At 44.2% G+C, this 26,144-nt stretch carries 26 protein-coding genes and 2 pseudogenes; 15 read left to right on the top strand and 13 right to left on the bottom strand.

What is annotated here, in order from left to right:
* Positions 1 to 19 precede the first annotated feature (19 nt).
* Entirely contained in the window at positions 20 to 1,018 is a 999-nt protein-coding gene (locus VL20_RS17035) for a nitrate ABC transporter ATP-binding protein (protein WP_052278495.1), read from the top strand.
* Between the two features lie 277 nt (positions 1,019 to 1,295).
* On the opposite strand, the gene VL20_RS17040 is transcribed toward VL20_RS17035, so the two are convergent.
* Positions 1,296 to 1,922, bottom strand: a complete 627-nt coding sequence (locus VL20_RS17040; protein ID WP_004159461.1) for a DUF2301 domain-containing membrane protein — start codon at positions 1,920 to 1,922, stop codon at positions 1,296 to 1,298.
* A gap of 245 nt (positions 1,923 to 2,167) precedes the next feature.
* On the opposite strand from VL20_RS17040, the gene thiO reads away from it, so the two are divergent.
* Both thiO and VL20_RS17050 read left to right on the top strand, forming a co-directional pair.
* The gene (gene thiO / locus VL20_RS17045) at positions 2,168 to 4,099 is read left to right on the top strand and encodes a glycine oxidase ThiO (RefSeq protein ID WP_052277217.1); all 1,932 of its coding nucleotides are present in this window, start codon (positions 2,168 to 2,170) and stop codon (positions 4,097 to 4,099) included.
* A gap of 54 nt (positions 4,100 to 4,153) precedes the next feature.
* Positions 4,154 to 4,906 (top strand): SAM-dependent methyltransferase, encoded by a 753-nt coding sequence (locus VL20_RS17050; protein ID WP_249264885.1) that lies wholly within the window; start codon positions 4,154 to 4,156, stop codon positions 4,904 to 4,906.
* 203 nt (positions 4,907 to 5,109) lie between these two features.
* On the opposite strand, the gene VL20_RS17055 is transcribed toward VL20_RS17050, so the two are convergent.
* The gene (locus VL20_RS17055) at positions 5,110 to 6,645 is read right to left on the bottom strand and encodes a TolC family protein (protein WP_052277219.1); all 1,536 of its coding nucleotides are present in this window, start codon (positions 6,643 to 6,645) and stop codon (positions 5,110 to 5,112) included.
* A gap of 201 nt (positions 6,646 to 6,846) precedes the next feature.
* On the opposite strand from VL20_RS17055, the gene VL20_RS17060 reads away from it, so the two are divergent.
* On the top strand, positions 6,847 to 7,119 hold the full coding sequence (locus VL20_RS17060) for an addiction module antidote protein (RefSeq protein ID WP_081417858.1): 273 nt from the start codon (positions 6,847 to 6,849) through the stop codon (positions 7,117 to 7,119).
* A gap of 374 nt (positions 7,120 to 7,493) precedes the next feature.
* Here VL20_RS17060 and ggt read toward each other — a convergent pair whose 3' ends face one another.
* Complete coding sequence (gene ggt / locus VL20_RS17065; protein ID WP_052277220.1) at positions 7,494 to 9,038, bottom strand: gamma-glutamyltransferase; 1,545 nt, start codon at positions 9,036 to 9,038, stop codon at positions 7,494 to 7,496.
* Here ggt and VL20_RS17070 point away from each other — a divergent pair.
* Positions 9,028 to 9,327: a hypothetical protein gene (locus VL20_RS17070; protein WP_158499361.1), complete on the top strand. Its 300-nt coding sequence runs from the start codon at positions 9,028 to 9,030 to the stop codon at positions 9,325 to 9,327. The two genes, ggt and VL20_RS17070, sit on opposite strands and share 11 nt — an antisense overlap.
* A 13-nt stretch (positions 9,328 to 9,340) precedes the next feature.
* On the opposite strand, the gene lpxD is transcribed toward VL20_RS17070, so the two are convergent.
* Entirely contained in the window at positions 9,341 to 10,372 is a 1,032-nt protein-coding gene (gene lpxD, locus VL20_RS17075; protein ID WP_052277221.1) for a UDP-3-O-(3-hydroxymyristoyl)glucosamine N-acyltransferase, read from the bottom strand.
* A 191-nt stretch (positions 10,373 to 10,563) separates the two neighbouring features.
* A complete protein-coding gene (locus VL20_RS17080; RefSeq protein ID WP_249265001.1) occupies positions 10,564 to 11,064 on the bottom strand; it encodes an all3515 family Zur-repressed PEP-CTERM protein in 501 nt (166 codons plus the stop codon).
* 468 nt (positions 11,065 to 11,532) lie between these two features.
* On the opposite strand from VL20_RS17080, the gene VL20_RS17085 reads away from it, so the two are divergent.
* The 4 genes from VL20_RS17085 (at position 11,533) to plsY (ending at position 15,378) form a co-directional block, all read left to right on the top strand.
* Positions 11,533 to 12,681 (top strand): IS4 family transposase, encoded by a 1,149-nt coding sequence (locus VL20_RS17085; protein ID WP_052277222.1) that lies wholly within the window; start codon positions 11,533 to 11,535, stop codon positions 12,679 to 12,681.
* A gap of 166 nt (positions 12,682 to 12,847) precedes the next feature.
* Positions 12,848 to 13,873 carry an ABC transporter ATP-binding protein gene (locus tag VL20_RS17090; RefSeq protein ID WP_002789414.1) on the top strand — a complete coding sequence of 342 codons (1,026 nt, stop codon included), beginning with the start codon at positions 12,848 to 12,850 and terminating at the stop codon, positions 13,871 to 13,873.
* A gap of 84 nt (positions 13,874 to 13,957) precedes the next feature.
* Positions 13,958 to 14,653 carry a 3-oxoacyl-ACP reductase FabG gene (gene fabG, locus VL20_RS17095; RefSeq protein WP_002799931.1) on the top strand — a complete coding sequence of 232 codons (696 nt, stop codon included), beginning with the start codon at positions 13,958 to 13,960 and terminating at the stop codon, positions 14,651 to 14,653.
* A gap of 68 nt (positions 14,654 to 14,721) precedes the next feature.
* On the top strand, positions 14,722 to 15,378 hold the full coding sequence (gene plsY, locus VL20_RS17100; protein WP_052277223.1) for a glycerol-3-phosphate 1-O-acyltransferase PlsY: 657 nt from the start codon (positions 14,722 to 14,724) through the stop codon (positions 15,376 to 15,378).
* A 186-nt stretch (positions 15,379 to 15,564) separates the two neighbouring features.
* Here the strand turns inward: plsY and VL20_RS17105 are convergent, their stop codons facing one another.
* The 5 genes from VL20_RS17105 to dapB all read right to left on the bottom strand — a co-directional run bounded on the left by VL20_RS17105 (position 15,565) and on the right by dapB (position 18,264).
* The gene (locus tag VL20_RS17105; protein WP_004159482.1) at positions 15,565 to 16,065 is read right to left on the bottom strand and encodes a ribonuclease toxin HepT-like protein; all 501 of its coding nucleotides are present in this window, start codon (positions 16,063 to 16,065) and stop codon (positions 15,565 to 15,567) included.
* Complete coding sequence (locus VL20_RS17110) at positions 16,043 to 16,414, bottom strand: nucleotidyltransferase family protein (protein WP_052277224.1); 372 nt, start codon at positions 16,412 to 16,414, stop codon at positions 16,043 to 16,045. Before VL20_RS17110 ends, VL20_RS17105 begins: the two co-directional genes overlap by 23 nt.
* Before the next feature lie 26 nt (positions 16,415 to 16,440).
* Complete coding sequence (locus tag VL20_RS17115; protein ID WP_004159484.1) at positions 16,441 to 16,911, bottom strand: ribonuclease toxin HepT-like protein; 471 nt, start codon at positions 16,909 to 16,911, stop codon at positions 16,441 to 16,443.
* Positions 16,893 to 17,246 (bottom strand): nucleotidyltransferase family protein, encoded by a 354-nt coding sequence (locus VL20_RS17120; RefSeq protein ID WP_004159488.1) that lies wholly within the window; start codon positions 17,244 to 17,246, stop codon positions 16,893 to 16,895. The genes VL20_RS17115 and VL20_RS17120 overlap by 19 nt, the downstream gene beginning before the upstream one ends.
* Positions 17,247 to 17,433: 187 nt before the next feature.
* A complete protein-coding gene (gene dapB, locus VL20_RS17125) occupies positions 17,434 to 18,264 on the bottom strand; it encodes a 4-hydroxy-tetrahydrodipicolinate reductase (RefSeq protein ID WP_052277225.1) in 831 nt (276 codons plus the stop codon).
* A gap of 462 nt (positions 18,265 to 18,726) precedes the next feature.
* Here dapB and VL20_RS32915 point away from each other — a divergent pair.
* Positions 18,727 to 18,874, top strand: a pseudogene (locus tag VL20_RS32915) (IS982 family transposase); the annotation flags it as partial.
* Positions 18,875 to 19,037: 163 nt separating this feature from the next.
* Here the strand turns inward: VL20_RS32915 and VL20_RS17130 are convergent.
* Positions 19,038 to 19,490: a divergent PAP2 family protein gene (locus VL20_RS17130; protein WP_052277226.1), complete on the bottom strand. Its 453-nt coding sequence runs from the start codon at positions 19,488 to 19,490 to the stop codon at positions 19,038 to 19,040.
* A gap of 17 nt (positions 19,491 to 19,507) precedes the next feature.
* A pseudogene (gene crtE, locus VL20_RS17135) lies at positions 19,508 to 20,436 on the bottom strand (geranylgeranyl diphosphate synthase CrtE).
* A gap of 201 nt (positions 20,437 to 20,637) precedes the next feature.
* On the opposite strand from crtE, the gene VL20_RS17140 reads away from it, so the two are divergent.
* The 5 genes from VL20_RS17140 (at position 20,638) to VL20_RS17160 (ending at position 24,204) form a co-directional block, all read left to right on the top strand.
* Positions 20,638 to 20,838, top strand: coding sequence for a hypothetical protein (locus VL20_RS17140; RefSeq protein ID WP_043999278.1), 201 nt, complete (start codon positions 20,638 to 20,640; stop codon positions 20,836 to 20,838).
* Positions 20,839 to 20,849: 11 nt separating this feature from the next.
* Positions 20,850 to 22,247, top strand: coding sequence for a serine/threonine protein kinase (locus tag VL20_RS17145; protein WP_052277227.1), 1,398 nt, complete (start codon positions 20,850 to 20,852; stop codon positions 22,245 to 22,247).
* Between the two features lie 443 nt (positions 22,248 to 22,690).
* Positions 22,691 to 23,266 carry a peptide deformylase gene (def, locus tag VL20_RS17150; RefSeq protein ID WP_002748816.1) on the top strand — a complete coding sequence of 192 codons (576 nt, stop codon included), beginning with the start codon at positions 22,691 to 22,693 and terminating at the stop codon, positions 23,264 to 23,266.
* A 31-nt stretch (positions 23,267 to 23,297) separates the two neighbouring features.
* Positions 23,298 to 23,495 (top strand): hypothetical protein, encoded by a 198-nt coding sequence (locus tag VL20_RS17155; RefSeq protein WP_002731987.1) that lies wholly within the window; start codon positions 23,298 to 23,300, stop codon positions 23,493 to 23,495.
* A gap of 391 nt (positions 23,496 to 23,886) precedes the next feature.
* Positions 23,887 to 24,204 (top strand): 2Fe-2S iron-sulfur cluster-binding protein, encoded by a 318-nt coding sequence (locus VL20_RS17160; RefSeq protein ID WP_004159498.1) that lies wholly within the window; start codon positions 23,887 to 23,889, stop codon positions 24,202 to 24,204.
* 81 nt (positions 24,205 to 24,285) lie between these two features.
* On the opposite strand, the gene pyrG is transcribed toward VL20_RS17160, so the two are convergent.
* On the bottom strand, positions 24,286 to 25,926 hold the full coding sequence (pyrG, locus tag VL20_RS17165; protein ID WP_052278497.1) for a glutamine hydrolyzing CTP synthase: 1,641 nt from the start codon (positions 25,924 to 25,926) through the stop codon (positions 24,286 to 24,288).
* Between the last annotated feature and the right edge of the window lie 218 nt (positions 25,927 to 26,144).

Consider the following 26,144-nt stretch of genomic DNA (forward strand, 5'->3'; position numbering starts at 1 on the left):
AATAAATCTAGGACGAATTATGCAAACTTTTACCGATAAGACCGTGAATTCCACCACTACTACCCAGCCTTTTTTATTAGTTAGTAATGTTGCCAAAGAATACCCCTCCCCCGAAGGGGTTTACACCGTTTTAGATGGTGTGGAGCTGCAAGTTAATGAGGGGGAATTTGTCTGCATTATCGGTCACTCCGGCTGCGGTAAATCGACCCTTTTAAATATGGTGGCGGGGTTTTCTTCTCCTAGTCGTGGGCAAGTGCTGCTACAGGATAAAGAGGTTAAGGAACCAGGACCGGACCGGATGATGGTATTCCAAAATTATTCGCTTCTGCCCTGGAAAACTGCCTTTGAGAACGTTTATATCGGGGTTAGTTCGGTTTATCCCCAAAAATCTCACGCTGAGAAGGTGAAGATTGTGGAAGAAAATCTATCCTTAGTGGGATTGACAGAAGCAGCCCAGAAAAAACCCCCCCAATTATCGGGAGGCATGAAACAACGGGTTGCGATCGCCCGCGCCCTGGCCATTCGTCCCCAAGTCCTCATCCTCGATGAACCGTTTGGGGCCCTAGATGCGATCACTAAAGAAGAATTACAGGAAGAATTGCTGAAAATCTGGCAAGAACACCAGTTAACCGTGTTGATGATTACCCACGATATCGATGAGGCTTTGTTCTTGTGCGATCGCTTGGTGATGATGACCAACGGCCCAAGCGCTAAAATCGGGGAGGTGTTAAAGATGCCTTTTGCTCGTCCCCGGGTTCGTTCCCAAATTACCGAGGATCCCCGTTACTACGAACTTCGCAATGAAGCCCTCGATTTCCTCTACAATCGTTTTGCCCATTCGGAGGATCCCAACGAGGATGCCCCCGAACAACCCCGCACAGAAAATCTCGTGGGTAAAATTGTTACTGCTATTGGTGGCATAGCTTTACTCGCTTTTGTCGGTTTTAGTCTGATACAAATGTTCACTAGCAAGACTGCCAATACTGCTAATCCGGCTACCATCGAGGACTCCAGATAAGTAACAGTTATCAGTTATCAGTTATCAGTTATCAGATTTGAGTTTTAAGTGACAGTATTAAATATAAGTTTCTTACTATCTTTTCACTGATTACTGTTTACTGATTACTGACCAAGAATAAACCAGAAAGAGACAAAGAACAAAAAGCTGAAACCCGATCAGTTTAACTTATATAGTAGTGATCGATCTTTGTATCCTTTGTGTCTGGAGTGGTTCGTTCCACTCACTTGCCCGCAAGACTGTATCTTAGAATAGATTTTAATCTCTGGAGAGTTTATCAATGATTAAGATGTTCAAAGACCGATTTATCACCGATATCGTTGGGGAGAGGTTGGCTTAACTTTCTCAGAGCAAAGATAACGAATAAAGTCGCCCAGAGAATTAATAGCCCCTTTTCCCAATTTAAGGGCAATATCCCCAAAAGATGACCGAGTAAAAGGGTGGGAACTAGAGGGGTTAAAAACTTGGTTTCTAGACGATTAAAACAAAAAGCTTCTTTGAAATAAATCCCCGTGAGACTAGCAAAAATAAAGCCGACACCGAATAAGCTCACCGGGTGGTTATAGACAAATTCTAGGGGAGAAAGGTGAGAATAGAGGCTGAAAATTAGGGAAGTAATCGCCCCGATTAGCCAAAAAAATTGCAGGAGACGATGGAGGGGAATTAAATATATATGGATAGTCAATAAACTGATGCCTAACCCCAGACAAAAACCCATGTATAAAAGGTTAGTCAGGGGCAGTAATTGCGGTCGGGTGAGAACTATAATTGTAGCGACAGCGAAACTAAAAGCCGCTAAATTTAAACCCAGACGGTAGAGACGCACCCCTAGGCGATCACTATCCGTAATCGTAAACTCTCCGAATTGACCTTGATAAACTCGATCGACAGCAGGGGAAGTCATAATGCTCTAAAGAAAAAGGGAAGCTTAGAAAAGATCGACTACAAATTATCTTAAGCTTAAATTATGCCAGTAGCCTCACTTCTCCCTCCTCTCGGCTGACTAATTGCGATTTTAGTAGTCAATCAAGCTAAAAATTATGATTAATTGGGATAAAAAGACTATATATGTTATTTTACTACGTCTTTCTTGTTTTAACTTCTAATTGCTTGTCATTTCAGTAATTCTCTTTGGTGCCAGAGACTTTTATGAACTCAACTAGCGAAATTTTGATCGTGGGCGGTGGTATCATCGGATTAGCGATCGCCGTCGATTTACAATTGCGCGGGGCAAAAGTTACCCTCCTAGTTCGAGATATAGCTCAGGCCGCTAGTCGTGCGGCTGCGGGAATGTTGGCCCCCCATGCGGAGGGAATTCCCCCGGGTCCGTTTCTCGAGCTTTGCCTGCAATCGCGCTGGCTATATCCAGAATGGATCCGCAAAATCGAGGATTTAACGGGGATAAACACCGGTTACTATCCCTGTGGTATTCTTGCTCCCGTTTACGAGCTAGATCAGCCCGTTACTACCGAGGAAGTTAATAAAATTTGGTTAGACAGCAATGCAGTTCACCTCTACCAACCCGGATTAGGTAAAGATGTGGTCGGTGGTTGGTGGTATCCCGACGATGGACAAGTGGATAACCGGCAGCTAGTGACTGTCCTGCAACAAGCGGCCGAAAATTTAGGGGTAGAAATTCGCCAAGGGGTAGAAGTCCACGCCATACAACAAAAGCAGGGAAAAGTCAAGAGTATTTATACCTCAATTGGGGAATTAGAAGCAAAAATTTACATTTTAGCGGCGGGATCCTGGGCCAGTCAACTTTTACCCCTCCCTATCCATCCCGTCAAAGGCCAAATGGCAGCGGTAAAAATGCCCCCTAACCAGACCTTAGCGAGGGTTTTATTCGGTCCGCAAACCTATCTGGTTCCCCGTCGCAATGGTCGTTTAATTATCGGGGCCACTTCCGAAAAAGTCGCCTGGCAAACGGGCAATACACCCCAAGGACTACAAACCCTTTTTGCGCGTGCTACCCGTCTCTATCCCCCTTTAGCTGACTGGGAAATCGAGGAGATGTGGTGGGGATTCCGTCCGGGTACAGCGGATGAATTACCTATTTTAGGCCGCAGTAGCTGTGATAACCTGATTTTAGCCACCGGTCACTATCGTAATGGCATTTTACTCGCTCCTGTTACTGCTTCCTTGATTGCCGACCTGGTGATTAATGACAAAGTTAATCCCATTTTGACCCATTTTAGCTGCGATCGCTTTAATCAACCATCACCCGTTACTATTCCACCTATGTCCTTAACTATTATTGAGAATAAACCCCAAGCGCTTTTATCGCCCCAAAATGATCGCCTCACCATTGCTGGGAAAACCTTTCACTCCCGCTTGATGACTGGGACTGGCAAATATGCCAATCTGACGACTATGCAGGAAAGTATTAGTGCCAGTGAATGTCAGATTGTCACCGTTGCCGTTAGACGAGTACAAACGAACGCACCCGGTCATGAGGGATTAGCAGAGGCGATCGATTGGTCTAAAATTTGGATGTTACCCAACACTGCCGGTTGTCAAACGGCCGAAGAAGCGGTTCGGGTGGCCCGTTTAGGGCGAGAAATGGCCAAATTATTGGGACAGGAAGACAATAACTTTATTAAACTCGAAGTTATTCCCGATCCTAAATATTTATTACCCGATCCGATCGGAACTTTGCAAGCGGCGGAACAATTAGTTAAAGAAGGTTTTGCCGTACTGCCCTATATTAACGCCGATCCTCTCTTAGCCAAACGTTTAGAGGAGGCCGGCTGCGCCACGGTTATGCCCCTAGGATCGCCGATTGGGTCGGGACAGGGGCTGAAAAATGAGGCAAATATCGCGATTATCATCGAATCGTCCCAAATTCCCGTGGTGGTAGATGCCGGGATCGGTACACCCTCAGAAGCAGCCCGGGCCATGGAAATGGGGGCCGATGCTTTATTAATTAACAGTGCGATCGCTATGGCGGCCAATCCGGCTATGATGGCCCAGGCCATGGCAATGGCGGCAAAAGCGGGACGTTTAGCCTATTTAGCGGGAAGAATGCCGATTAAGTCCTATGCTAGTCCTAGTTCCCCCCTGACGGGAACGATCGCCTAACCGATTAAGCTAGGAATGGGCTGTTTTCAGCTATTAGAGCCAGCAAAAATCTCTATGACTACAGACAATCAAACTGAGTATGTTGCCGCTTTAACTGATTTACACCGTGGACTTGACCGTAAAGGGCCTGGCGACTCTGACTTCTCCCTAAAAATTTTGAGTAATCTCTCTATTTTGCCCCTCAAGCCACGAATTGCCGATCTAGGATGTGGAAGTGGTGCTAGTGCTTTACTGCTGGCACAATACTACCAAAGCCCTGTCATGGCAGTGGACTCCTCATCGGTTTTTATCGACGAACTCAAAACCCGAGCAAAACAGCTTGGTCTTGAGCATTTAATCATTCCAATTCATGGTGACATGGCTAAACTTGATTGGTCAGTGGGTTCAGTTGATCTACTTTGGTCTGAGGGGGCTGCTTATAATCTTGGGTTTGAGCAAGCTCTTAAAATCTGGCGACCGCTTGTTTCTAACAACGGGATCGCCGTCATCTCGGAGATGAGTTGGTTTACTGATGAGCTACCAGAGCCGGCTGTGGCCTATTGGCAAAACGCCTATCATACAATGGGTAATGAGTTTGAGAATATCGTTCGGGCTAATAGGTCTGGTTTTAAGGTACTTTCTACCCAGAGGCTGCCCAGTCAGGTTTGGTGGCTCAATTATTATCAACCTCTCCGTGAGCGAATCGGGCAGCTGGAAATCAGCCCCAGTAGCCCATCGGTTATTCGTGAAACTGAAGAAGAGATGAAACTTTTTGAGAAATTCAGCAACTTCTATGGTTATACCTTCTATGTTCTGCAAGCGGCCTAGAAAAAAAGCCGTCCAATTTATGATCAGCTTTGTTTCGCAGTAATTCCTATTGTTTTAATCATCTGCGTCCGCAGGTGCAAAAACTACAGGAAACTCCCACCCTGCAGCGATTGCGGGAACAACAGATTAGAATTATCCAAACTCGTTAAAATAGGGGAGATTTGGCTATCTCCCCCCACACCACACCGGGATAAATCCCACAATTAACGCACTTCAAACAAACGATTGTCTGGTAAATTACTAATCGCTCGCTGGAGACTATTTAAGGATTTATTGTAATCAACGATCGCCTGTAGATAACGACTTCTGGCATCGGTTAAATCCCGTTGGGAGTTGATCACGTCCGTTTGGGTTCCCACACCGGCCTGAAAGCGTAAACGGGCTAATCGCAGACTTTCCGTGGCGGATTCAATGCTTTTTTGCGAAGTTTTAATGTTTTCTTGGTTAGAAATCAAATTATAGTAGGATTCCTCCACCTGAAGGCGAATTTCATTGCGACGGAGGGAGAATTCCGTATCGGCGCGATCGATGTTTCTTTCCGCTTGACGGGCGCGAGCAAAAGCACGACCACCATCAAAGAAAGTCCAACGAATCCGGCCGCCGACGCTAAAACCATCGCCAAAACCGGCATCATCACTGAGATCGTTAAGAACATTATACTCGCCCAAAAGGTCCACTTGGGGAATCACCGCCGAAATGGCGATCGAGCGATCCTCTTCGCTAATTTCCCTCTGTAAGAGTTGTTGTTCTAATTCGGCGCGATTTTTGTAGGCCAAAACGATACTATCATCAAGACTTAAGCCCCAAGTTCCCGCCTCGCGAATCTCATCGGCAGCGGTTAACTCGATGTGCTGACCGACACTCAATATCTGTGCCAGTCGCCGTCGGGAAATACGCTGGGTAGAAATCGCCCGGGTTAAGTCTTGGTTAGCGTTAGCGAGGTCAACTTCCGCCTGTAGGACAGCAAATCGGGTTCCTAGTCCCGCTTGCTCCAATAATTGTGCATCCCGTAAACTTTGACTAGCATCTTCGATCGCAGCTTGGGAGATCGCTACCTGAGCATCACCCCTCTGCAATTCATAATAGGCATCGGTGGCATCAAAACGAGTTTGTTCCGAGACTCGTTCCACCTCTAATTCCCGTTGCCGGATCACTTTTTCGGCCCTTTTGATCTGGGCTGTCCGTTCACCCCCTGTATAAACCCCATAGACAATCCGAACACTACCCTGAAGGTTGGTACTATCTTCTGGTGTAACTGCTGGGATTCCCTGTTGACGAGCCAAATTATTCTGTCTTTGGGCCGCTGCCGATTGATCTTGAGTGAGACTGGTTTCCGCTTCGGCCGTGGGTAATAAGGCCGCCTGTTGTTCCTTTAATTGGGCGCGAGCGATTTCTAAATCGACCCGGGCTGTCTGTAAGGTCTGATTATTTTTTAAAGCTAATTCGATCGCTTGATTTAAGGTGATCGGTTGTACTACCCTAATTCCCACCTCATCTGGTTTGGTGGGAAAAATTAGGGGATTGCCACTAGGATTAAGATAATTGGGGGCTTTGGGATCCGCTTCCGTGGTTGCCGGTGCCGCCGATGGACCGGGTAATTGAGAAACTGGATTGGCAGTAGGTCGGGGTTTCTTCAATAAATCGGCAGCGGACTGAGTTTGTGCCTTAACCGAGGATTCAGCCAAGAAAATCAACCCAAGCACCGCACTCACGGTAATACCATAACGCAAGAGCAACATGAGTATCTCGAAAGTAAACAGTAAACGATAAGAAGTAAATAAGCTCACACCACTATGTTGGCCGATTACTAATTACCGATAGTAACACGGGAGCATGAAAGCCACCGTCTTTTAAGCACCGGCTAAAATGAGATTCGATTGATTTTGAACGGGACATCAAAACAGCATTAGATTTAGCCCAAGACTTATAGGAGGTTCTCTATGGCTACAATTCAGACTTATCCTTGGGATGCAGCAGATCACTTGAAAACAAAAGAAGATATCGCCGCTTATCTGGAAGCTGCCCTCGAAGATGGCGATCCTAGCTTAGTAGTGGCAGCATTAGGCGATATTGCTCGTTCTCAAGGGATGACTCGTATTGCTCGTGAGACGGGTTTGGGACGGGAGAGTCTCTTTGACATCCTCGCCGCCGTAAAACGGACGGCGATTCCTCACCACGCCACTTTTTTAGGGTGGTCGCGTCAATGGGGTTGACGCAGATAGCGAAAAACGCTTAATTGCTTAAGTCTGACTCTTTCGACCCGTCCGTTTTGAGTGTCCGGATGCCGGACGGCCACTTTGAACAAGTCGAAAAAATCTCATGTTCAACCTTATTTCCTAGAAAGTTTTACTCGTTCAAGGCCGAATTTGAATTCTTTTCTGAACAAAACCCCCTACTATCTGTTGTCAAGGTTCAGTTTTTAGCTTGGTTATCGCTTTTTCCGTTGTAGCTTAAAGCCGTCCTAAAAGGACGGGGTTTTAACCCAAATTTTCGATAAATCTTTGTCGAATCAGGGTAATCCAGAGTTTGCTAAAGTTCTTAAGGTTTTGCAAGCACTTGGGTTACGCCTGCAAGTTGTACCCATTATCTAAAAATCCCCCATCACTAAGCCTACTCCATCCCGACGCGGATCGCCCGTAGCGGTTAACTCCCCCCAATCATTCACTGCCACCCCATGCACACCCCCAAAAAACATATTTTGTTCTTGCCACCGGGATACTTGAGTATTTGCGGGTAAAACCAGATTTTCGAGCAGATTTTCCCGATCTTCTAGGGGTTCAATCCCTAATTGTTGATTTTCCCAATGTATGCGCGAGGCAGCGATCGCATAGGGTAGAGATTGCCGAAAATCGATTAAATTGCTAATAACCTGTAAAATAGCGGTGCGAATGCGATTGGAACCCCCAGAACCGAGAACAAATCGCGGCTTTTCTTCCTCTAAAATCATCGTCGGCGACATCATTGAGGATAAACGACGATCAACGGGCCAATTGTGAAAACCAAAGGGATTTAAGTCCGCTTCCCCGATCATATTATTGAGCATAATTCCCGTCCCCGGCACGGTATAAGCCGATCCTTCGCCGTTGGAAAAGGTGGCACTGGCGGCGTTACCTTCCCCATCGATAACACTAATATGGGTGGTACTGCCCCATTTATTGGGATATTTGCCTAAAAATTCCGGTGAGAGGAACTTATCTTCGATTCCCTCCTGATGGATAAAATTATCGTAGCCTTGGGCCCGAGCTTGATTGGTTAAGGCCATCACTTCGGTTAAAATTTGCAGATGTTTGGCTCCTAGATGCTCTAAAGCCGATAAATTGACTCTTTCCAGTAATTTTAGGGCAAAAGCCAGGAGAATTCCTCCAGAACTAGGAGGCGGATTAGTCAGGATTTCGTACCCGCGATATTGGGTTTTTAGGGGTTTTCTCTCAAGGACTTGGTAATGACTTAAATCCTCTAGGGTAAGATAACCGCCCTCCTGCATATCCTTGGCGATTTGGTGGGCGATTTCTCCCTCATAAAAGTCTTTTACGCCTTTTTTGCTTAATTCCTCTAAGGTGTTGGCAAAATCCCTCATCACACAGCGATCGCCTGTCTGGAGGAGTTGGCCCTGGGGAGCATAGACTTTGACACCCTCTCTATCTTTAAGCAGGATAGAAGATAGTAAGCGCAAGCAAAAGCCGTTATATTGGCTCAAAATGTAGCCTTGTCGAGCATATTCGATCGCTGGCTCCGCTACCACGGTAAAGGGTAATTTTCCTAGTTTTTTCTGCACTATTTCCAATCCCCGTAATGCTCCGGTCGTTGCGATCGCACCTCGGCCAATGTGAAAATCTTGACTAGCACCACCAAAATCGATCGCCACTGGGTAAAAGTCGATATTTGTCAAGGGTTTTTTATATTTTGGAGTTTGACAAAAAAAATCAAAAAGGGTATTGACTTTTTCTTTGGTATGTGCTAGTAAAAAACCGCCGCCCCCCGCCGAAGCGAGGGTGAATTCGACCACGCAAGCCGCTAAAATCGAGCCAACTATCGCATCGAAGGCATTTCCGCCCATTTCTAAGATTAATTGTCCAGCTTCGGCAGTTTTTGGATGTCCTGCGGCGATAGCGCCCTTGCTTTTGCGAGTCACTTTGATTCAGTTATCAGTTATCAGTTATCAGTTATCAGTTATCAGTTATCAGTTATCAGTTATCAGTTATCAGTTATCAGTTATCAGTTATCAGTTATCAGTTATCAGTTATCAGTTATCAGTTCAGTTATCAGTTATCAGTTATCAGTTATCAGTTATCAGTTATCAGTTATCAGTTATCAGTTATCAGTGGGGAGATGGGGAAGTGGGGAAGTGGGGAAGTGGGGAAGTGGGGAAGTGGGGAGAAGGGAGAATAAATAAAAATAATCTCCTGACTCCTGTCTCCTGACTCCTGAATAGGGCTATTTTTTTAATTGCTTAACCGCTTGATAGATTTCGGGTAAACGCTTGTAAGCGGCTGCTACCTTGAGGAATAGTTTATGCGGCATAGCGGGAGAGCCAGAAACCACTTCTCCTGCCCCGATATCGTTGTGAATGCCGGTTTGGGCTGTTGCGATCGCACCGTCCCCGATCACGGCTTGATTGGCAATGCCCACCTGTCCTGCTAAAATAACGCGATTGCCCAATTTTACGCCTCCTGCCATGCCCACCTGTCCTGCTAGGGCGCAAGCTTGGCCAATTTGGCAATTATGGGCAATATGGACGAGATTATCGATCTTAGTCTGGCTACCGATGCGGGTTTCTCCCACTGCCGGACGATCAACCGTGCTATTACAGCCAATTTCTACCCCATCTTCTAAGACCACGATACCCGATTGTTCCATCTTAAACCAGCCTTCGGGAACTGGCACAAAACCGAAGCCCTCCGCACCAATAACAGCGCCACTGTGGATAACGCAATCATTGCCGATTTGTACCCGTTCATGGATGGTACAGTTAGCGTGGAGAATTGTGCGATCACCAATATGCACTCCGGGGTAAATAACGGCGTTAGGATGAATGCACACCCCATCACCGAGGGTGACATTGGCTTCTACCACGGCATGGGCCCCGATGGCGACTTTATGGCCGATTTTAGCCGATGGATGCACCACGGCGGTGGCGTGAATGTAGGGTTGGGGCTGAAAGGGTTGATAGAATAATTTGATGGCGTGGGCGAATAAAAGTCGGGGATTGGCACTAGCTAACCAAGCGATGCCGCGTTCGTCGGCCTGTTGTTGTAAATTGGTATCCAGGGGCAGAATTAGGGCAGTAGCGTCAGTTTTGGCGACAAAGGCAGCAAATTTTCCCCCTTCGATATAGCTAATGGTATCGACTAGGGCGGTTTCGATGGGAGTTATGGCTTTAATTTGGGGATTTCTGTCGGGATAGGCGGTCAAACTCTGGGATTGTACTAAAGGACTTAATTTTTGGGCAATTTCACTAAATTTCATAAATATATATTGCGATCGAGATAGGGCTTATCCTAGGATAGTTTAAAACTATACTGATAATCTTGTCGTTATTATAGTCAAAAAAGTTGCCAGTTTTTTAGGGAATAATTCCTGTTTTCCATTTCAACAAAGCCGATGTCGATCTGGAGCGGTTTTGGGGATAATTTTGCTCTCTCCAAAACCGATTGGTTTTAGTTTTTACTACTCGATCGAGTTAATAAAACTGACCCGAACAGTATTAAGGCGATCAGAGTTGATGGTTCGGGAACTGTTTGAAAATCTAGGTTAAAAATTCCTGACTCTCCCCAAGAAAGGCTAAGATCTACCAGCTTAAAACTGGCTGAATATTTTCCCGGTCGAGAGGCAAGAAACTTCGGTAAAAAGGAGAAGTTATCACCAGTCCCGATCGCATAGATATCGCCAGCATTAGCTAAAATTGTCTGTCCTAAAGAGTTAGCTACGGTTAATCCATCACTAATCTCTAACAGTTGTAAGGATAGGTTGGCATTACCTAAAGACCGATTCCACCGTCCCCCAGAACTGTTAAAAAGAGCTTGTTCTCCCAAGTCAGAGGAATTATTAATAGTTGCCACTGATTGCATCAGTAGATTGCTATATTCCTCCCCAGTGGCACCACTAACAAAACTATTCTGAAAAATTCCTTTTCCTGCAATTAAGGAGAGAGGAGGCAATAGAGACCTGTAGAACCATGATTTCTCTCTTTAATTAGAACAATAATCATTATCATCTTAGCGGAAAACCCTTGTTCCGATTCACTTTTGCCAACAAAGTTAATTTAAGTTAACAGGAACAATGCTGTCTGAATAAGTTGCCCGCGCATCTAATATGGGTCTAGGTCGATAAGTACCTAGGCAAAATTATTTACACATGACGATCATTGCCCCGTAAGGGTTTTAGCTCGATCGGGCAGGTAATTAATTTTGCATGACTACTTAAAAGAACAGGCAACAAACAAAGCTGTAAGTAGGGAGGCACAATTATTTGTAGGATGGGTTAGCGGTAGCGTAACATAATCGGGCGTTGGGTTTCATGCCTGACAGGGGGACAAGCAAGCTGAAAAGCTTATGTAGCATGGAATACAGACACAGACTCCCAAAAAAGATAAGTCATATTTACCATATATGACCTAAATAACGAAAATGATAAGTGAACTATACCAGAAAGTGTTAGAAAATGAACTGGGGCGAGCCAGATATCTACTGTTGTTAATGGTAGTTGGAACCTTGCAAATATTGAAGCAAGCAAAGTTAGAGATATTAGCTGAAGCCTTACCAATACCAATCCTGTTTGAGAGTCGGAGAAAAAAACTAAAAAGATTTTTAAAGCTGGAAATTCTGAATATTGAAAAAATCTGGTTTCTCTGCTTAAAAGAGATGTTAAAACAGCAGGAGAGATTCACAATAAAAGGATTAGTATATATTGCCATAGACCGAAGGAGTTGGGGAGCAATTAATATCTTGATGGTGAGTCTAATTTATGACAAGAGAGCCATGCCAATCTATTGGGAGATATTGGATAAAAAAGGAAGTAGTAATCTCGAAGAACAGCAGCGAGTATTGGGGAAAATATTGACGGTGCTATTAGGTCATAAAATCCTGGTGTTAGGAGATAGAGAATTTTGCTCGGTCAGTCTAGGAAAGTGTCTTCAGAAGCAGAGTTTGTACTTTTGCTTAAGACAAAAACAAAGTACAAATGTGAAGACAAAAGAAGGAATTTATCAAGAAATGAGAGAGTTAGGTTTAAGTCCAGGAACTAAACTATTTTTGAATGATGTCAATATGACAAAAGAGCAGGGATTTGGCCAGTTTAACTTAGCTGGTAAGTGGAAAAAAAACTATCGGGGTTTTCAAACAAAAGAACCTTGGTATATTCTGACAAATTTTGGGGATTTAGAGACGGCAATAATTGCCGATCAAAAAAGATTTGATATTGAGGAAATGTTCCGAGATTTTAAGTCGGGAGGCTATAGCTTAGAAGGTTCTCAATTAGCACCGCAATACTTATCAAAGCTGATAATTGTTATAGCTATCGCCTATACAAGTGCCACAATGCAAGGTAAAAAAATTAAGGATATGGGAATCCAAAAATATGTCACAAGACCTGAAAAAAGATATAAAGGTCAACGCAGACACAGCAGTTTTTATGTGGGTCAACATCTCTATCATTGGCTACAGCTACATCAAATGTTCCCAAAAAATATAGAAGAGCTAATGCAAATTAGCCGCTATCGGTTGAAGGATTACATCAAAGGACAAAGAGCGATATCGCTTGCCCTATCTACCTTCTAGCTCGCTTGTCCCCCTCTCAGGTTTCATGCTTCAACCCAACCTACGTTCATCTTATATTTAATTCCACTCACCCACTTACTAGATTTTGCAGTGGGGAATCTGGGTTAAAATAGACCGAGAAAGTTAACCAAAAAATTGTCTCGCTCAAGTGGGCGAAAATCAGCTTATGACCCTTGCGGTGGCGATCGAAAAGTTAAAAAAATCCTACGGTCAGACAGCAGCGGTTAAAGATATCTCCTTTACCGTGGCAGCGGCAGAAATCTTCGGTTTACTCGGTCCCAATGGTGCGGGGAAAACCACCACGATTCGCTGTCTTTGCACCCTTGCTAAACCCGACGGCGGCAAAATCGAGGTGGGGGGTGTCGATGCCCTGAATAACCCCAAATCCGCCCGTAAACGCCTGGGTTACGTTGCCCAAGAAGTCGCCCTCGATAAAATGCTCACGGGCCGGGAACTGTTGCAACTACAAGCGGCTCTCTATCACATTCCCGCTCAAAAGTCAAGAGATCGAATTAAAGAATTAATAAATCTTTTAGGATTAGAGGAATACGCCGACAAAAAAACGGGGACCTATTCCGGCGGCATCAAAAAACGGCTGGATTTAGCAGCGGGATTACTGCATCAGCCGGAAGTTTTGGTACTGGATGAACCGACTGTGGGCCTCGATATCGAAAGTCGTTTGATTGTCTGGGATTTTCTGCGACAATTGCGGGCGGCCGGAACCAGTGTATTAATTACCAGCCATTATCTCGAAGAAATCGACGCTTTGGCCGATAACTTGGCAATTATCGACAATGGTATCGTCATCGCTCGCGGTACCCCCTCACAACTGAAGGAGCAACTGGGCGGCGATCGCATTACCCTAAAAGTGCGAGAATTTTCCCCCGAGGAAGAGGCCTTGAAAGCGAAAGAGTTATTATCCCGTCTGCCTTTTGTCGAGGAAGTGATCGTTAATACCGCCCAGGGTAACTCCCTTAATCTTATCGTCACGGCCAATAGCAATCCTTTAAGCAAAATTGAACAAACCCTAGCCGAATCAGGATTACCCGTGTTTAGCATGGCCCAATCCCGTCCTAGTCTCGATGATGTCTATCTGGCGGCCACCGGACGCACCCTGATGGATGCGGAAATTGCCGCCGCCAGCAGTCGCGACCTCAAGGCGGAGAAAAAACAAGCGATGAAGGAATCCTAGTCCGGCGAGAAAAGCTGTAATATTGCCCAATTGCCCGGTTAAATCATCTATCTCAATGGAGCGATCAATTATATATCAATCATTATGAAAGATAAACGGGTATTGCTGACCGGCGGTACGGGAGGACTGGGTTTAGGAGTCACTCCGGCGGTTTTACACCATGGCGGTCATCTAACCATGACCTATCGGGAGGAAAGGGAGGTAGGTCGTCTGAAATCTCGGCTGAGTGCGGCGGAATTTGAGCGTATTCGCTTTGTCAGGGTGGATTTAACCCAAGAAACTGCCGTGGCTAGATTAATTGATGATCTCGGTCGGGTCGATGTCTTAATTCATCTAGTCGGGGGTTTTACCATGGGGGCGACGGAGGAGTTTAGCTATGAAGATTGGCTAAAAATGTTCGATTTAAACCTCCATAGCACTTTTTTACTGTGTAAACACTGTTTACGCTCGATGAAACTTCATAATTATGGTCGTATCGTCACTATCGGTTCTCGTGGTGCCGTACAACCGGGGGCAAATTTGGCCGCCTATTGTGCCTCGAAAGCGGCGGTAGTGGCTTTAACCCAAGCGATCGCAGAAGAAACCAAACAGACTAATATTACCGCTAACGTGGTTTTGCCAAGTGTTATCGATACTCCGGGCAACCGGGAAGCGATGGGAGAGGCAAATGCCAAGGACTGGGTAAGTCCCCAATCTCTAGCCGAGGTGATCTGTTTTCTGGCAGGGGAAGGAGCTAAGGACTTGCGCGGGGCGGCAATTCCCGTCTATGGTTCCCTGTGAGTGGTTTTTGTCTTCAGGCTGATACACTGATAACGGCGCTCGCTCTTGCTAAAAATTGGGTTTAATTTATGCTTATTCCGATTCTTATCAGTGTTACTATCTTACTTTTATCCTATCTGCTCGGTTCAATTCCCACGGGTTATTTAATCGGTAAATACAGCAAAGGTATCGATATTCGTGACTATGGTTCCGGTTCCACTGGAGCCACCAATGTGCTAAGAACTCTGGGAAAAACTGCCGGGGCGACGGTGTTATTAATTGATATGTTAAAGGGAATGGTGGCGGTGGCCCTGGTACGAGGACTATATTTTATTGATGTCAATCCTCTCCCAGAAAGTTGGTATTATTGGTTAATTATCGGGGCAGCATTGGGGGCAATCATCGGTCATAGTAAATCGATTTTCTTGAATTTTAGCGGTGGTAAATCCGTCGCCACCAGTTTAGGGGTTTTATTGGTGATGAATCCCCTAGTGGCTTGCGGAACTTTGGCGAGTTTTTTAGTTATTCTGGCACTTTTCCGGATTGTTTCTTTAGGTTCGATTATCGGGGCGCTGGTGGTGAATATTTTAATGGTTGTTTTCGATCAACCTCTCCCCTATATTTTATTTAGTTTGATGGCAGGAATCTATGTGATTGTTCGTCATCAGGGTAATATTAAAAGATTGTTGGCAGGGACGGAACCGAAAATAGGTCAGAAAGTACAGCAATCATCGGAAGTAAGTTAATAACTTTCTCAAGTCAGAATAACCACTGTGAAATGAAGTTGACGGCTCATCAGTTCTTTTATGACTAAGCTAAGACGCATTTTAACCGCCTATCCTTAGATTAGCTAAATCTCCCCCCGACGTCGGGTAGGGTTGGGGGGGTGTTGCCTCTTTCCCCATCTCAACAAGCAATCTTGTCTTTGAGGTTTAATTAAGACTGTCTGCTGTGGTTTTTAACCAAAGGATAAAACTATTAATATCTTCTTGGACTTGTAGCCATGTATTATAATAGTTATTAACCAGATTTTCTAGTTTTTGTTTTTCCAATTCAAAACCGTAGATATTGCGAACAACGTGCCGAAAGCTTAGGTATTCATTAAGTTTATGCACGGTATCTTCTCGTAATACAGCAGGACGATAATCTTGAGGTTTGCTCATACGATTTAATAGCCTTCTATGCCAGTCATAACTAGATGGTAAGCCACCATTTAACTCAGAAGCGATAATTTGAAAAATTCGTTCACATCCTGTATAGAAGTTATGGAGTTTTAGGGCTAAACTTTCGGCACAAATATGGGCTAGTGCCGGGTTGGTTAGCATTTCCGCTTGAACTAAACGCATTTGGCTTTCTAGCCGATTTAATCTATTAACTTCAGTGGCAATATCAAGGGCGATTTCTTGTAATTCACTGGCACTCATCGGACGCATAAAGACATTCTCCTGTTTGCAAAACTCTGTTAAGAAAATGAGGTTCTAAGTCTTCTATAGGCTTTAAATCAATCCAGCGAGTGCTAATTAAATTAACTTTTCCTAAAGCTTGAAAAAAACTTTCTGGGGGTATGCCAGCCACTGCTAGATCAATATCAGAAGTTTCCTGAAATTTACCTTTAACTAGAGAACCAAACAGGATAATTTTTGTAATTGGGAAATTTTCTTTTAAATAATCAATAACTGGCGGAAGATTTTTCCTTGCCTCTTGAGCTAATTTTTGATTATATTCCTGCTGTTCTTTTTGGCGTTTTTGCCAGTATTCAAGATAGGGATTATTAACCGACATAATCATTATAATATCGAGGATTTAGCTTAACTTTCTGCCCATTGTTCAAAGAAAATTTGAATATCTTTTTCTAAGTTTCTGTAGATTTTTCTTGCCCTGTCTAAATTAACTTTCAATTGCTCATAATCAATATTTGTGCCGTAGGCATGACGAAAAAAGTGCCGAAATCCTCGCAAACTATTTAACAAAGCGGCGGTTTCTGAAGAAATAAAAGCAGGACGAATTCCGGGGATAGGGACAGTCATTCTGTTTAATAAGGCTGTATGCCATTGCCGAGTATCGGCAATATGATTTTCAAAACAGGTAGCCACTATTTTAAGTAAATCCTCAGTGGCACTGTATAAATTATGGATTTGATAGGCAATGCTTTCCAGGCGAATGACATCATCGGGATTAACACCTTCGGCTCTAACAGCTAGTTTACCATCGATCGCTTTGATTAACTGTAATTGAGCATTTATATCAGCTTTCAACAGGATTAGTTGTCGGTTGTCCATAAAATTCCTTCTTCCCGAATTCGGTGGGCAAAATGACAGTTTTTCAGCAGAATAATATCCACCTCTCTCCCCAGATAATAGGACAGAATACTAATAGCCTCAAAGTGCAGTGCGGGATTGATATTTTCGACGGCAATATCCACATCAGAACCGGGGTGAAATTTATAGGGACGAGTCACGGAGCCAAAGATATAAGCTCGATTAATTCCGTATTTTACAGCATTTTCATGAAGCCATTGTTGAGTTTTCGCCAGCAGGGTTTGTCTTTGCTGTTCTCTTTGAATATCTTTTTCTTTGAGGATTTTATCGAGTTCTGGGGTAGGAAAAGCGCTCATGGGCTTATTTTACCATTGAGTTTAAGTAAGTGGTTCTAATTAAATAGAAGATAGATTGTGCCTTCGATCCCCCCTAACCTTGATCAGGGGGGTGCCGAACTGTTTGGTACTTTATTGATGACGACAATGCCCAATTAGCAAAGGTTTGAGCTATTACCACTACCATAAAATCACTACCTATCTTGATTTAGAGGATTTTTTCTAAACCGTAGACGAGGGATTGCAGCTGAGTAACTTTGCGGATAGAGAGGAGAACCCCCGGCATATAACAGGAGCGATCGCTGGTATCATGACGAAGGGTATAGATTTCCCCGGGGGAACCGAAAATGACTTCCTGGTGGGCAATTAAACCGGGTAAACGCACGCTATGAATACGGATGTTCTCAGCAGTTAAACCGCCTCTAGCGCCGGGGATAGTTTCTTTTTCGGAAACTTGGGCAGCATTAAAGGTTTTACCTAATTCGGCCAGTAATTCGGCGGTTTTGAGGGCCGTTCCACTGGGTGCGTCTGCTTTTTGATTGTGATGCAGTTCGATAATTTCCAGATGATCAAAGTAGCGGGATGCTTGCAGGGCAGCCTGTTGTAGTAAAACCATGCCAATGGAAAAATTGGGGATAACTAAACAGCCGGTGCTGGCTTTTTCGGCAAATTCGGCTAAATCTTGTAGTTGTGCCGGCGATAATCCCGTAGTTCCCACCACGGGACGCACTCCATAGGCGATCGCACTGCGGGTATTGTCATAAACACCGTCGGGATGGGTAAAATCCACCATCACCCCTTGCACTTTTTCCTGAGTTGCCAGGACTAAAACACTCTGCAAATCCTCGAGAATCGGCACTTCTAGGGGTTCACAACCGGCCACTTCCCCCACATCTTGACCTCGAAAAGCTGGATTTCGATCCACTGCACCCACTAAGATCATATCGTCGGCACGAGCAACGGCTTTAATGACTTCCCGTCCCATTTTACCGGCTGCACCGTTGACAACTACAGGAATCGGTCCTCTATTTTCGGTCATGGTTAATTATTCTCCTTATATATAACCTGAGTTCGGGATAAGAAAAGGGAGAAGTGATCTGCTGAAAAACAGAAAACCATTCAGCCACCTTGCCCTAGAGTTAGTATAGATGCTTTATTCTGTCCTGTCGATGATTTTTGCCAATAATTTGCACCTCAATGCTCAAAAAGCTTACTTGCTTATGGACTGAAGACTCGACAACGAAAAATAAGCTTATGTCTGGGGGAAATTATGACGATTTTAATCGCTTTTCATACGGCGGATTCAGGCTCAGTCTGGTACATCTTCTCAGTGGAAAGGCTTATCCAATAATACTAAATCCGGTTATTAAAAACTGATTATTTATTCTCCCCTTTGCATGAGTGCCTCTTGCATGAGTGCCTCTCCTCATAACTAGCCGATACTCAACGGATTTAGTATAAGGAGTTGTCTGTGCCAGATGGATAGAGGAACCGCCGTAGTAATCATTACAGAAACTTCAAATCCTAATTATTGGGACTATGTAGCTGAATACTGGAGCGATGCTTGTGCCAATTTACCCAGTTATCAGCACTTTGTTGAGTGGATTCCTGTAACTTTGATTCCTTTTTGCCTCTATCTCAAACATTGCTGCTGATGCGTTTCAAATTTGAATTGGCGTACCAAGATTGGCCATCTCAAAACTTTGAAAACCGCGAAAGCCTTCAATTTTTTTTAGGGATTGTAACATGAGTGATTACCCCGGATTTTCAGTTATTAAATCTAGTTTATCTCAACCCCAGAAAACACCTCAATTAACGACAGAGCATCACGATGGCGATACCGATACCTAAACTTAAACCGACCAGCACTTGAAAAGGAGTATGACCAATTAATTCCTTTAAACGTTCCTCGTTAAATTCCTTGCCCCCCTGGAACATTTCATCGATAATTTGATTGAGAATCCGGGCCTGTTTTCCTGCTGCCTGACGCACTCCAGCCGCATCATACATAACAATAATCGCAAAAAGCGCAGCGATGGCAAATTCGGGACTAGACCAACCCATCTGTAATCCTACCCCAGTAGCCAAGGCCCCCACCAGCGCCGAGTGAGCGCTAGGCATTCCTCCCGACGAGACTAGATAGCGCAGACTCACCTTACCATCGCGGATTAACTCAATCAGCGCTTTTAGTCCCTGGGCAGTGAAACAAGCTAAAAGAGAGACTAGCAGTATTTGATTGTGTAACACCTGCTCGAAGTCCTGCATAATCTCATTCGTTTAATTTAATTTTTACGATTAACAATATACTCGGCGATGGCCCGTAAAGGTTCAGCGGCCTCATCGTAGCCACTCAATTCATTGATGGCACTATCTATTAACTGTTGAGCTTGCTGGCGAGACCCCTCTATCCCCAGAGACTGGGATAGGTGGCTTTTTGTGCCTGTAGATCCTTACCGGCGGTTTTGCCCAATTCCTCCTTTGTCGCCGTGATATCGAGAACATCATCGATAATTTGGAAAGCCAAGCCAATATTTTGAGCGTAACGGGCTAATTTAGCTATATCTTCCGCTTTTGCCCCCGCTAAAACTGCCCCCGACACCACAGAAGTCTCCAACAGGGCCCCCGTTTTCTGAGTATGGATAAAACCGAGAGTTTCTGCCGAAATATCCGGTTTTCCTTCGGATTCCAAGTCTAAAACCTGACCTCCCACCAAACCCGCTGCCCCGACCGTGCGACCTAAACGGGCAATTACCTCTAAAATCTGTACAGGAGGTACATTACGAGTCTGGGTAGCCACATACTCGAAAGCATAGGCCAGGAGACCATCCCCAGCTAAAATAGCGATATCTTCGCCAAAAACCTTATGATTGGTTAATTTCCCGCGTCGGTAATCATCGTTATCCATGGCGGGTAAATCGTCATGAATTAATGACATAGTGTGAATCATTTCTAGGGCGCAAGCGGTGGGTAAAGCCATTTCTAGGGAACCCCCCATCAATTCACAGGTAGCCAGACATAAAATCGGCCGCAGCCGTTTGCCACCGGCGAGGAGAGAATAGCGCATCGCCTCGTAGATTTTGGCGGGATTGCCGATAACTAAAGAGCTATCCAAAGCTGACTCGACAATTAACCGCTTTTCCTCCAGATAGGAAGCCAGAGAAAATCTCTCGTTTTTCCTCACTTCTACTCCTCGTTCGCCCCTAGTAACCATGTCTTTTTGTCTTGAACCGACTGCTTTTAAAACTATATCAGGAAACTCCCCCTCGATCGGAATTAAACTGACCGCTCCCTTGTCCCCTAAGCTGTTGACTGTCTAAATTACGCCTTCAGACTGCATGGGAGTGCCAGAATTGACATTCTGAACACTTGTACTATATTTTCCCAGACGGAGAGGGTCTAATTTTCTTTTCTGATGCCTATTTTCTCTTTTAACCTGAAAAAATACCTCCCTCAGCAGCCCAGTCTAGGGATTAGCGAAAAACGGGCGATACAATTGAATTTCGCCGCAGTTATCATCGGAGATGCTAAAGTTTTGATGATTCGGTCAAACTTCCGTTTTCTTAGCTTGCAGTTTAGAAATTTCTCGATTAGCCTAGAAGTAGGATTATCCTAGGAATATATTGTATGCTGCCAGGGCAAATTTTAGGCGATCGATACCAAATTCAAAGTCAGTTAGGTAAACAAACCGGAAGACGCACTTTTCTCGCCCAAGATCTAAAAACGGGCGCTACTGTTGTCGTCAAATTATTAATCTTCAGTACCGATTTTGAATGGACAGATTTAAAACTTTTTGAACGGGAGTCCGAAACTCTTAAACATCTAGATTGTCGCTCGATTCCCGAATATATCGACTATTTTGAAGTTCGCACCGATACCTATCAAGGTTTCGCCCTTGTTCAGAGTTATATCGAGGCTAAATCTCTCAAGGAACAGATAGAAAATGGTCGCAAATTTAGTGAATCAGACCTGCAAGAATTAGCTAAATCTATCCTAGGTATTTTAATTTATCTCCATGGACTTAACCCGCCAATTATCCACCGGGATTTGAAACCTAGTAATATTTTACTAAAAGATCGATCGGGCCATAGTATCGGCAATGTCTATTTAATTGATTTTGGTTCTGTCCAGACTGTTGCCCAACAGGAACAGGCCACTTTAACTATCGTCGGAACCTACGGTTATATGCCCCCCGAACAATTTGGTGGTCGCACTGTTGCCGCTTCTGATTTATACAGTTTAGGAGCCACTTTAATCTATCTAGCTACAGGCATTCATCCCGCAGATTTACCCCAAAAAGATGGCAAGATTCAATTAAATAATTTAGCCAATTTAAGCCCTGCTTTTGTTCATTGGTTAGGGCAGTTAATCGAACCTAGTCTCGAGAAAAGGTTTGTTTCAGCACAGGCGGCAAATCAAGCTTTAAATACTCTCCACGAAATTCAATTAACTTCCTCGAACCTTGAAAAACCCGCAGGGAGTCGGGTACAATTGCAAAAAAACGAGGAGAAAATTAAAATATTTTTACCCCCCGAAGGTTTTACCCCTAAATTAATTTATCTTGGAACCTTTGCCATCGCTTGGAACGCTTTTTTATTAGTATGGACAGGAGGAGCCATTTCTATTCCTCTGTGGATAAGTTGGTTTTTTCTGCTCTTTTCCTTGCCTTTTTGGTTTGTGGGTTTAGGAATGCTTTACCAGATTATTTATTGTCTCAAAGGGGAGGAAATTATCACTATTGATAGTCAAGAAATTGTTACCATTCAGCGAATTTGGTGTTTGACACTTCCGGGCAAAAAGAAAATGGCACGGGAATATATTAATAAACTGGTCAAAGCTGATAGTTATCATACCAAAGATGGCGATGGTGATCGAGTTTATGTACCGATGGCTTTAACTATTTGGGCGGGGACTAAAGAATATACTATTAGTAATAAGACAAAAGCCTATCTGAGTCAACCCGAAATTGAATGGTTAGCGGCGGAATTAAGTCAATGGTTAGGAATACCAATTACTAATAAGTAGCCGTGCAAAATTAATTTCCTGGTTAGGAAAGGCAAAAGGCAAGAGGCAGTTAGATATGTGTAATTAATTTTGCTTAGGTACTTAATAAGTAATCTTACAGCCATCAGCCTTGAATCAGTTATCAGGTGTCAGTTACCAGTGATCAGATTTTAGTTTTTAGTTCATTGATTACTGCTTACTGATAACTGAAAAATCTCCCCTCTCCCTCACTGATTACTGCTTACTGATAACTGAAAAATCTCCCCACTACCCCACTGATTACTGATTACTGATAACTGATAACTGAAAAATCTCCCCACTTCCCACTCCCTGATATGGACGAACTGTCTGTGATCAGTGTAAAATTTTATGAAGGGTCTGGGTTTTTTTCTCCCTTGTCCTGAGAAATGCCCCAGCGCCAGTGACTAAAATCAAAATTGTGCATCCCATCGATAATTAAGTTTATGAGCGCCACTATTACCGTAGAAAAACGCAAATTAGAAAAACCCCCTTTAGAACTGCATTATCTCGGCGATCGAGTCCTGCGTCAACCGGCCAAGCGGATTGCTAAAGTCGATGACAGCATCCGCCAATTAGCCAGAGAAATGCTGCAAACTATGTATAGTTCCAATGGTATCGGTTTAGCGGCTCCGCAAGTGGCAGTCAATAAACAATTGATTGTCATCGATTGTGAACACGATAAACCCGAAAATCCGCCCCTAATTCTGATTAATCCCCAAATTATCGGTTATAGTCGGGAATTGTGCAAAGCGGAAGAGGGTTGTTTGAGTATTCCCGATGTGTTTTTAGATGTCATCCGTCCCCAGGCGATCGAAGTGAGTTATAAAGATGAACAGGGGAAACCGCGAAAACTGCAAGCTAACGGTTTACTAGCGCGGGTAATTCAACACGAAATGGATCATCTTAATGGTGTCATGTTCGTGGACAGAGTAGATAACGATTTGGCACTCAATGAAGAATTAAAAAAACACGGTTTTTCCGTGCAAGCGGTGAAACCCGTCGAGAAAGTGACAAAATAAAGGCATTAGTTAATTGAGGTGAGGAGTGAAGATGACCCCAAAAAGCGGCGTTTTATTGTTATTATCCTGTATTGCAGCGATCGCTGGTGTGGGTTGTGTCTTTGAAATTAGTTCAGGAGAACCGGATTTAGGCAATACCACCACTGGCTTAATTCTAGCTGCAAGTGTGCCACTAACAGCCCTATTTTTTTGGGCGGCGGTTAAAGACACGAGAGCCAATTACAAATAGAATAAATTCCCCTCGGTTGCAGAAGAGAGAATTTATTTCTCTCTTTTGTTTGTTTTAACTACAGGACAAATTGCCAGAAAAAGTTACTACTTTTGAGGACTTTAAGTAGCTGGTTATAATTAAATTAAAAATAGTTTTTAGGTTCGATACCCCCTTAGTACTAGGGTTGATTCATAGTAGGGTTGATTCATGAATCAACCCTACCCTTAGTCCCCCGTTGATAAGGGTGGTGTCTGATAATTTTTAACGCCTACCTACTTATCATCTTTCATGACAATCAATTATCTGCCGATCGGTGAAAATCTGATTAGGTAAAGATTTCCCCCCTCTCTCCTCTATCCGCAATCTAGAATGATAAAATAGGTGAAGTTCAAAGCATCATTCATTAGCTATGACCACAACCTACAAAGTAGAAATTTCCCATTTAGGAACAACACAAACGATCGAAGTTAGGGAAGATCAAACTATACTAAAGGCAGCCTACGATGCGGGGATTGACTTACCCAGTTCTTGCAATGCGGGCGTATGTACTACCTGCGCCGCTCAACTTTCCCAGGGTAGCGTCGAACAAGGAGAGGGCATGGGATTATCCCCCGACCTGCAAAAAGAAGGCTATGCTTTGTTATGTGTGGCCTATCCTCGCTCGGATATTAAACTGGAATCTGGCAAGGAAGAAGTAGTTTATCAACGTCAATTCGGAAAACCCTAGGCCAAACTGGGGTTAAGATGACAAATTTTCGGGGGTTTCCCCCCAAAAAACCAGATTTTGAGCCAATAGAACCAGCAAACCCTAACTAATAGCTGAATGCTGACTACTCAGGGAAAACTTTTCCTCTCTACCCTTAAGGGCCGCTTTCATGAAACCAGAAAAGAGAGGATGAGCTTTATTGGGACGAGAGCGAAATTCGGGGTGAAATTGGGTAGCAATAAAGAAAGGATGTTTTGGTAGTTCGATAATTTCCACCAAACGACCATCGGGGGAAGTGCCACTCACCAGATAACCAGTCTCGAAAAAGAGACTACGATAGGCATTATTGAACTCGTAACGGTGACGATGGCGCTCATAGATAACCTCCTGACCGTAGAGGGAGAAAGCTAGACTATCGGGATTTAAACGACAGGGATAGAGACCTAAGCGCATTGTTCCCCCTAAATCCACCACATCTGCCTGTTCTGGCAGTAAATTAATCACCGGATTGGGTGTATCCTCTTCAAATTCGGAACTATTGGCCCTTTCTAATCGGGCCACATTGCGACCCCATTCGATAATCGAACACTGCATCCCTAAACAGAGACCCAAGAAAGGAATATTATTGACCCTAGCATACTCGATCGCCTTAATTTTGCCATCCACACCCCTAATACCAAAACCACCTGGTACCACAATACCGTCAACACCGCTTAAATGAGCTTCGGCCGAATCGTTATCCACATCTTCAGCACTTACCCAACGCAATTCTATCTCGCTATCAAGGGCAATAGCAGCGTGTTTAAGGGCCTCCACCACCGAGAGATAAGCATCACCCAACTGCACATATTTCCCGACGATAGCTATCTCTAATTTTTGACTGGGGGATTGCATCTGTCGGATGAGATTTTCCCACTCCTCCAGATGGGGGTATCGGGGACCCAGGTTTAATAATTCTAGGGTTTGTTGCGCTAATCCCTCTTTTTCCAGATTAAGAGGCACTTCGTAGATACTGCTGGCATCCTGAGCAGTAATCACCGATTCCACCGGCACATCACAGAAAGCTGAGAGTTTTTCTTTTAATCCCGGTTGTAGGGGTAGATGACAACGACAGACTAACACATCCGGTTGAATACCGATCGATCTTAATTCCTTGACCGAGTGTTGCGTCGGTTTAGTTTTCATCTCCTTCGCGGCCGGAATCCAAGGAATTAGGGTAACGTGCATATAAATCACGTTATTTCGACCCACATCCTTCCTAAATTGCCTAATTGCTTCTAAAAAAGGCAAGGATTCGATATCTCCCACCGTACCACCAATTTCTGTGATGACAATATCGGGGTTGGTATCTTTGGCCACCCGAAGAATCCTTTCCTTGATTTCGTTGGTAATATGGGGAATTACCTGCACAGTTCCCCCCATATAAGCACCACGGCGCTCTTTATTCAATACAGCTTGATAAATCGAGCCAGTAGTCACGCTATTGAGACGGGAGAGTTCCGTATCGGTAAAACGTTCGTAGTGGCCAAGGTCGAGGTCGGTTTCGGCCCCATCATCGGTGACAAATACCTCTCCGTGTTGAAAAGGACTCATTGTACCCGGATCCACGTTGATATAGGGGTCTAATTTCAGAATTGAGACGGAATAATCCCGACTTTTTAACAATCTTCCCAAACTAGCAGCGACAATTCCTTTCCCAATACTGGAGACGACTCCCCCGGTGACAAAGACAAATTTACTCATAAAATTTTTCCTGCGATCGATTATACCTAGCAAGGGGTGAGAGTTTTCGGGATGGGGCGGTGTCATTTTCCCAGATTTCATTATAACCGGAGGATCTATACCCCGATCCTCGTTTTAGCTCCCTCTCGAAAATCTATTAGACCACAGCCTTCAGTCACCTTCATCCCAATCATCTAAATTTTCCGCTACAATCGAGAGTACTAAGACTCAGGGATTTA

It is taken from the genome of Microcystis panniformis FACHB-1757, from assembly GCF_001264245.1.
GTDB classification, from domain to species: Bacteria; Cyanobacteriota; Cyanobacteriia; order Cyanobacteriales; family Microcystaceae; genus Microcystis; species Microcystis panniformis.

What these genes read in the sequence shown, in the direction of transcription:
- lpxD (WP_052277221.1), bottom strand. Translation starts at nt 10,372, where the DNA reads ATGAAATTTAGTGAAATTGCCCAAAAATTAAGTCCTTTAGTACAATCC.
- VL20_RS17120 (WP_004159488.1), bottom strand. Translation starts at nt 17,246, where the DNA reads ATGAGCGCTTTTCCTACCCCAGAACTCGATAAAATCCTCAAAGAAAAA.
- VL20_RS17105 (WP_004159482.1), bottom strand. Translation starts at nt 16,065, where the DNA reads ATGCGTCCGATGAGTGCCAGTGAATTACAAGAAATCGCCCTTGATATT.
- dapB (WP_052277225.1), bottom strand. Translation starts at nt 18,264, where the DNA reads ATGACCGAAAATAGAGGACCGATTCCTGTAGTTGTCAACGGTGCAGCC.
- VL20_RS17040 (WP_004159461.1), bottom strand. Translation starts at nt 1,922, where the DNA reads ATGACTTCCCCTGCTGTCGATCGAGTTTATCAAGGTCAATTCGGAGAG.
- VL20_RS17050 (WP_249264885.1), top strand. Translation starts at nt 4,154, where the DNA reads ATGACTACAGACAATCAAACTGAGTATGTTGCCGCTTTAACTGATTTA.
- VL20_RS17155 (WP_002731987.1), top strand. Translation starts at nt 23,298, where the DNA reads ATGACCCCAAAAAGCGGCGTTTTATTGTTATTATCCTGTATTGCAGCG.
- VL20_RS17110 (WP_052277224.1), bottom strand. Translation starts at nt 16,414, where the DNA reads ATGTCGGTTAATAATCCCTATCTTGAATACTGGCAAAAACGCCAAAAA.
- VL20_RS17085 (WP_052277222.1), top strand. Translation starts at nt 11,533, where the DNA reads ATGATAAGTGAACTATACCAGAAAGTGTTAGAAAATGAACTGGGGCGA.
- def (WP_002748816.1), top strand. Translation starts at nt 22,691, where the DNA reads ATGAGCGCCACTATTACCGTAGAAAAACGCAAATTAGAAAAACCCCCT.
- VL20_RS17060 (WP_081417858.1), top strand. Translation starts at nt 6,847, where the DNA reads ATGGCTACAATTCAGACTTATCCTTGGGATGCAGCAGATCACTTGAAA.
- fabG (WP_002799931.1), top strand. Translation starts at nt 13,958, where the DNA reads ATGAAAGATAAACGGGTATTGCTGACCGGCGGTACGGGAGGACTGGGT.
- VL20_RS17145 (WP_052277227.1), top strand. Translation starts at nt 20,850, where the DNA reads ATGCTGCCAGGGCAAATTTTAGGCGATCGATACCAAATTCAAAGTCAG.
- thiO (WP_052277217.1), top strand. Translation starts at nt 2,168, where the DNA reads ATGAACTCAACTAGCGAAATTTTGATCGTGGGCGGTGGTATCATCGGA.
- pyrG (WP_052278497.1), bottom strand. Translation starts at nt 25,926, where the DNA reads ATGAGTAAATTTGTCTTTGTCACCGGGGGAGTCGTCTCCAGTATTGGG.
- VL20_RS17160 (WP_004159498.1), top strand. Translation starts at nt 23,887, where the DNA reads ATGACCACAACCTACAAAGTAGAAATTTCCCATTTAGGAACAACACAA.
- VL20_RS17055 (WP_052277219.1), bottom strand. Translation starts at nt 6,645, where the DNA reads ATGTTGCTCTTGCGTTATGGTATTACCGTGAGTGCGGTGCTTGGGTTG.
- VL20_RS17035 (WP_052278495.1), top strand. Translation starts at nt 20, where the DNA reads ATGCAAACTTTTACCGATAAGACCGTGAATTCCACCACTACTACCCAG.
- VL20_RS17140 (WP_043999278.1), top strand. Translation starts at nt 20,638, where the DNA reads ATGCCTATTTTCTCTTTTAACCTGAAAAAATACCTCCCTCAGCAGCCC.
- VL20_RS17090 (WP_002789414.1), top strand. Translation starts at nt 12,848, where the DNA reads ATGACCCTTGCGGTGGCGATCGAAAAGTTAAAAAAATCCTACGGTCAG.
- VL20_RS17130 (WP_052277226.1), bottom strand. Translation starts at nt 19,490, where the DNA reads ATGCAGGACTTCGAGCAGGTGTTACACAATCAAATACTGCTAGTCTCT.
- VL20_RS17115 (WP_004159484.1), bottom strand. Translation starts at nt 16,911, where the DNA reads ATGGACAACCGACAACTAATCCTGTTGAAAGCTGATATAAATGCTCAA.
- plsY (WP_052277223.1), top strand. Translation starts at nt 14,722, where the DNA reads ATGCTTATTCCGATTCTTATCAGTGTTACTATCTTACTTTTATCCTAT.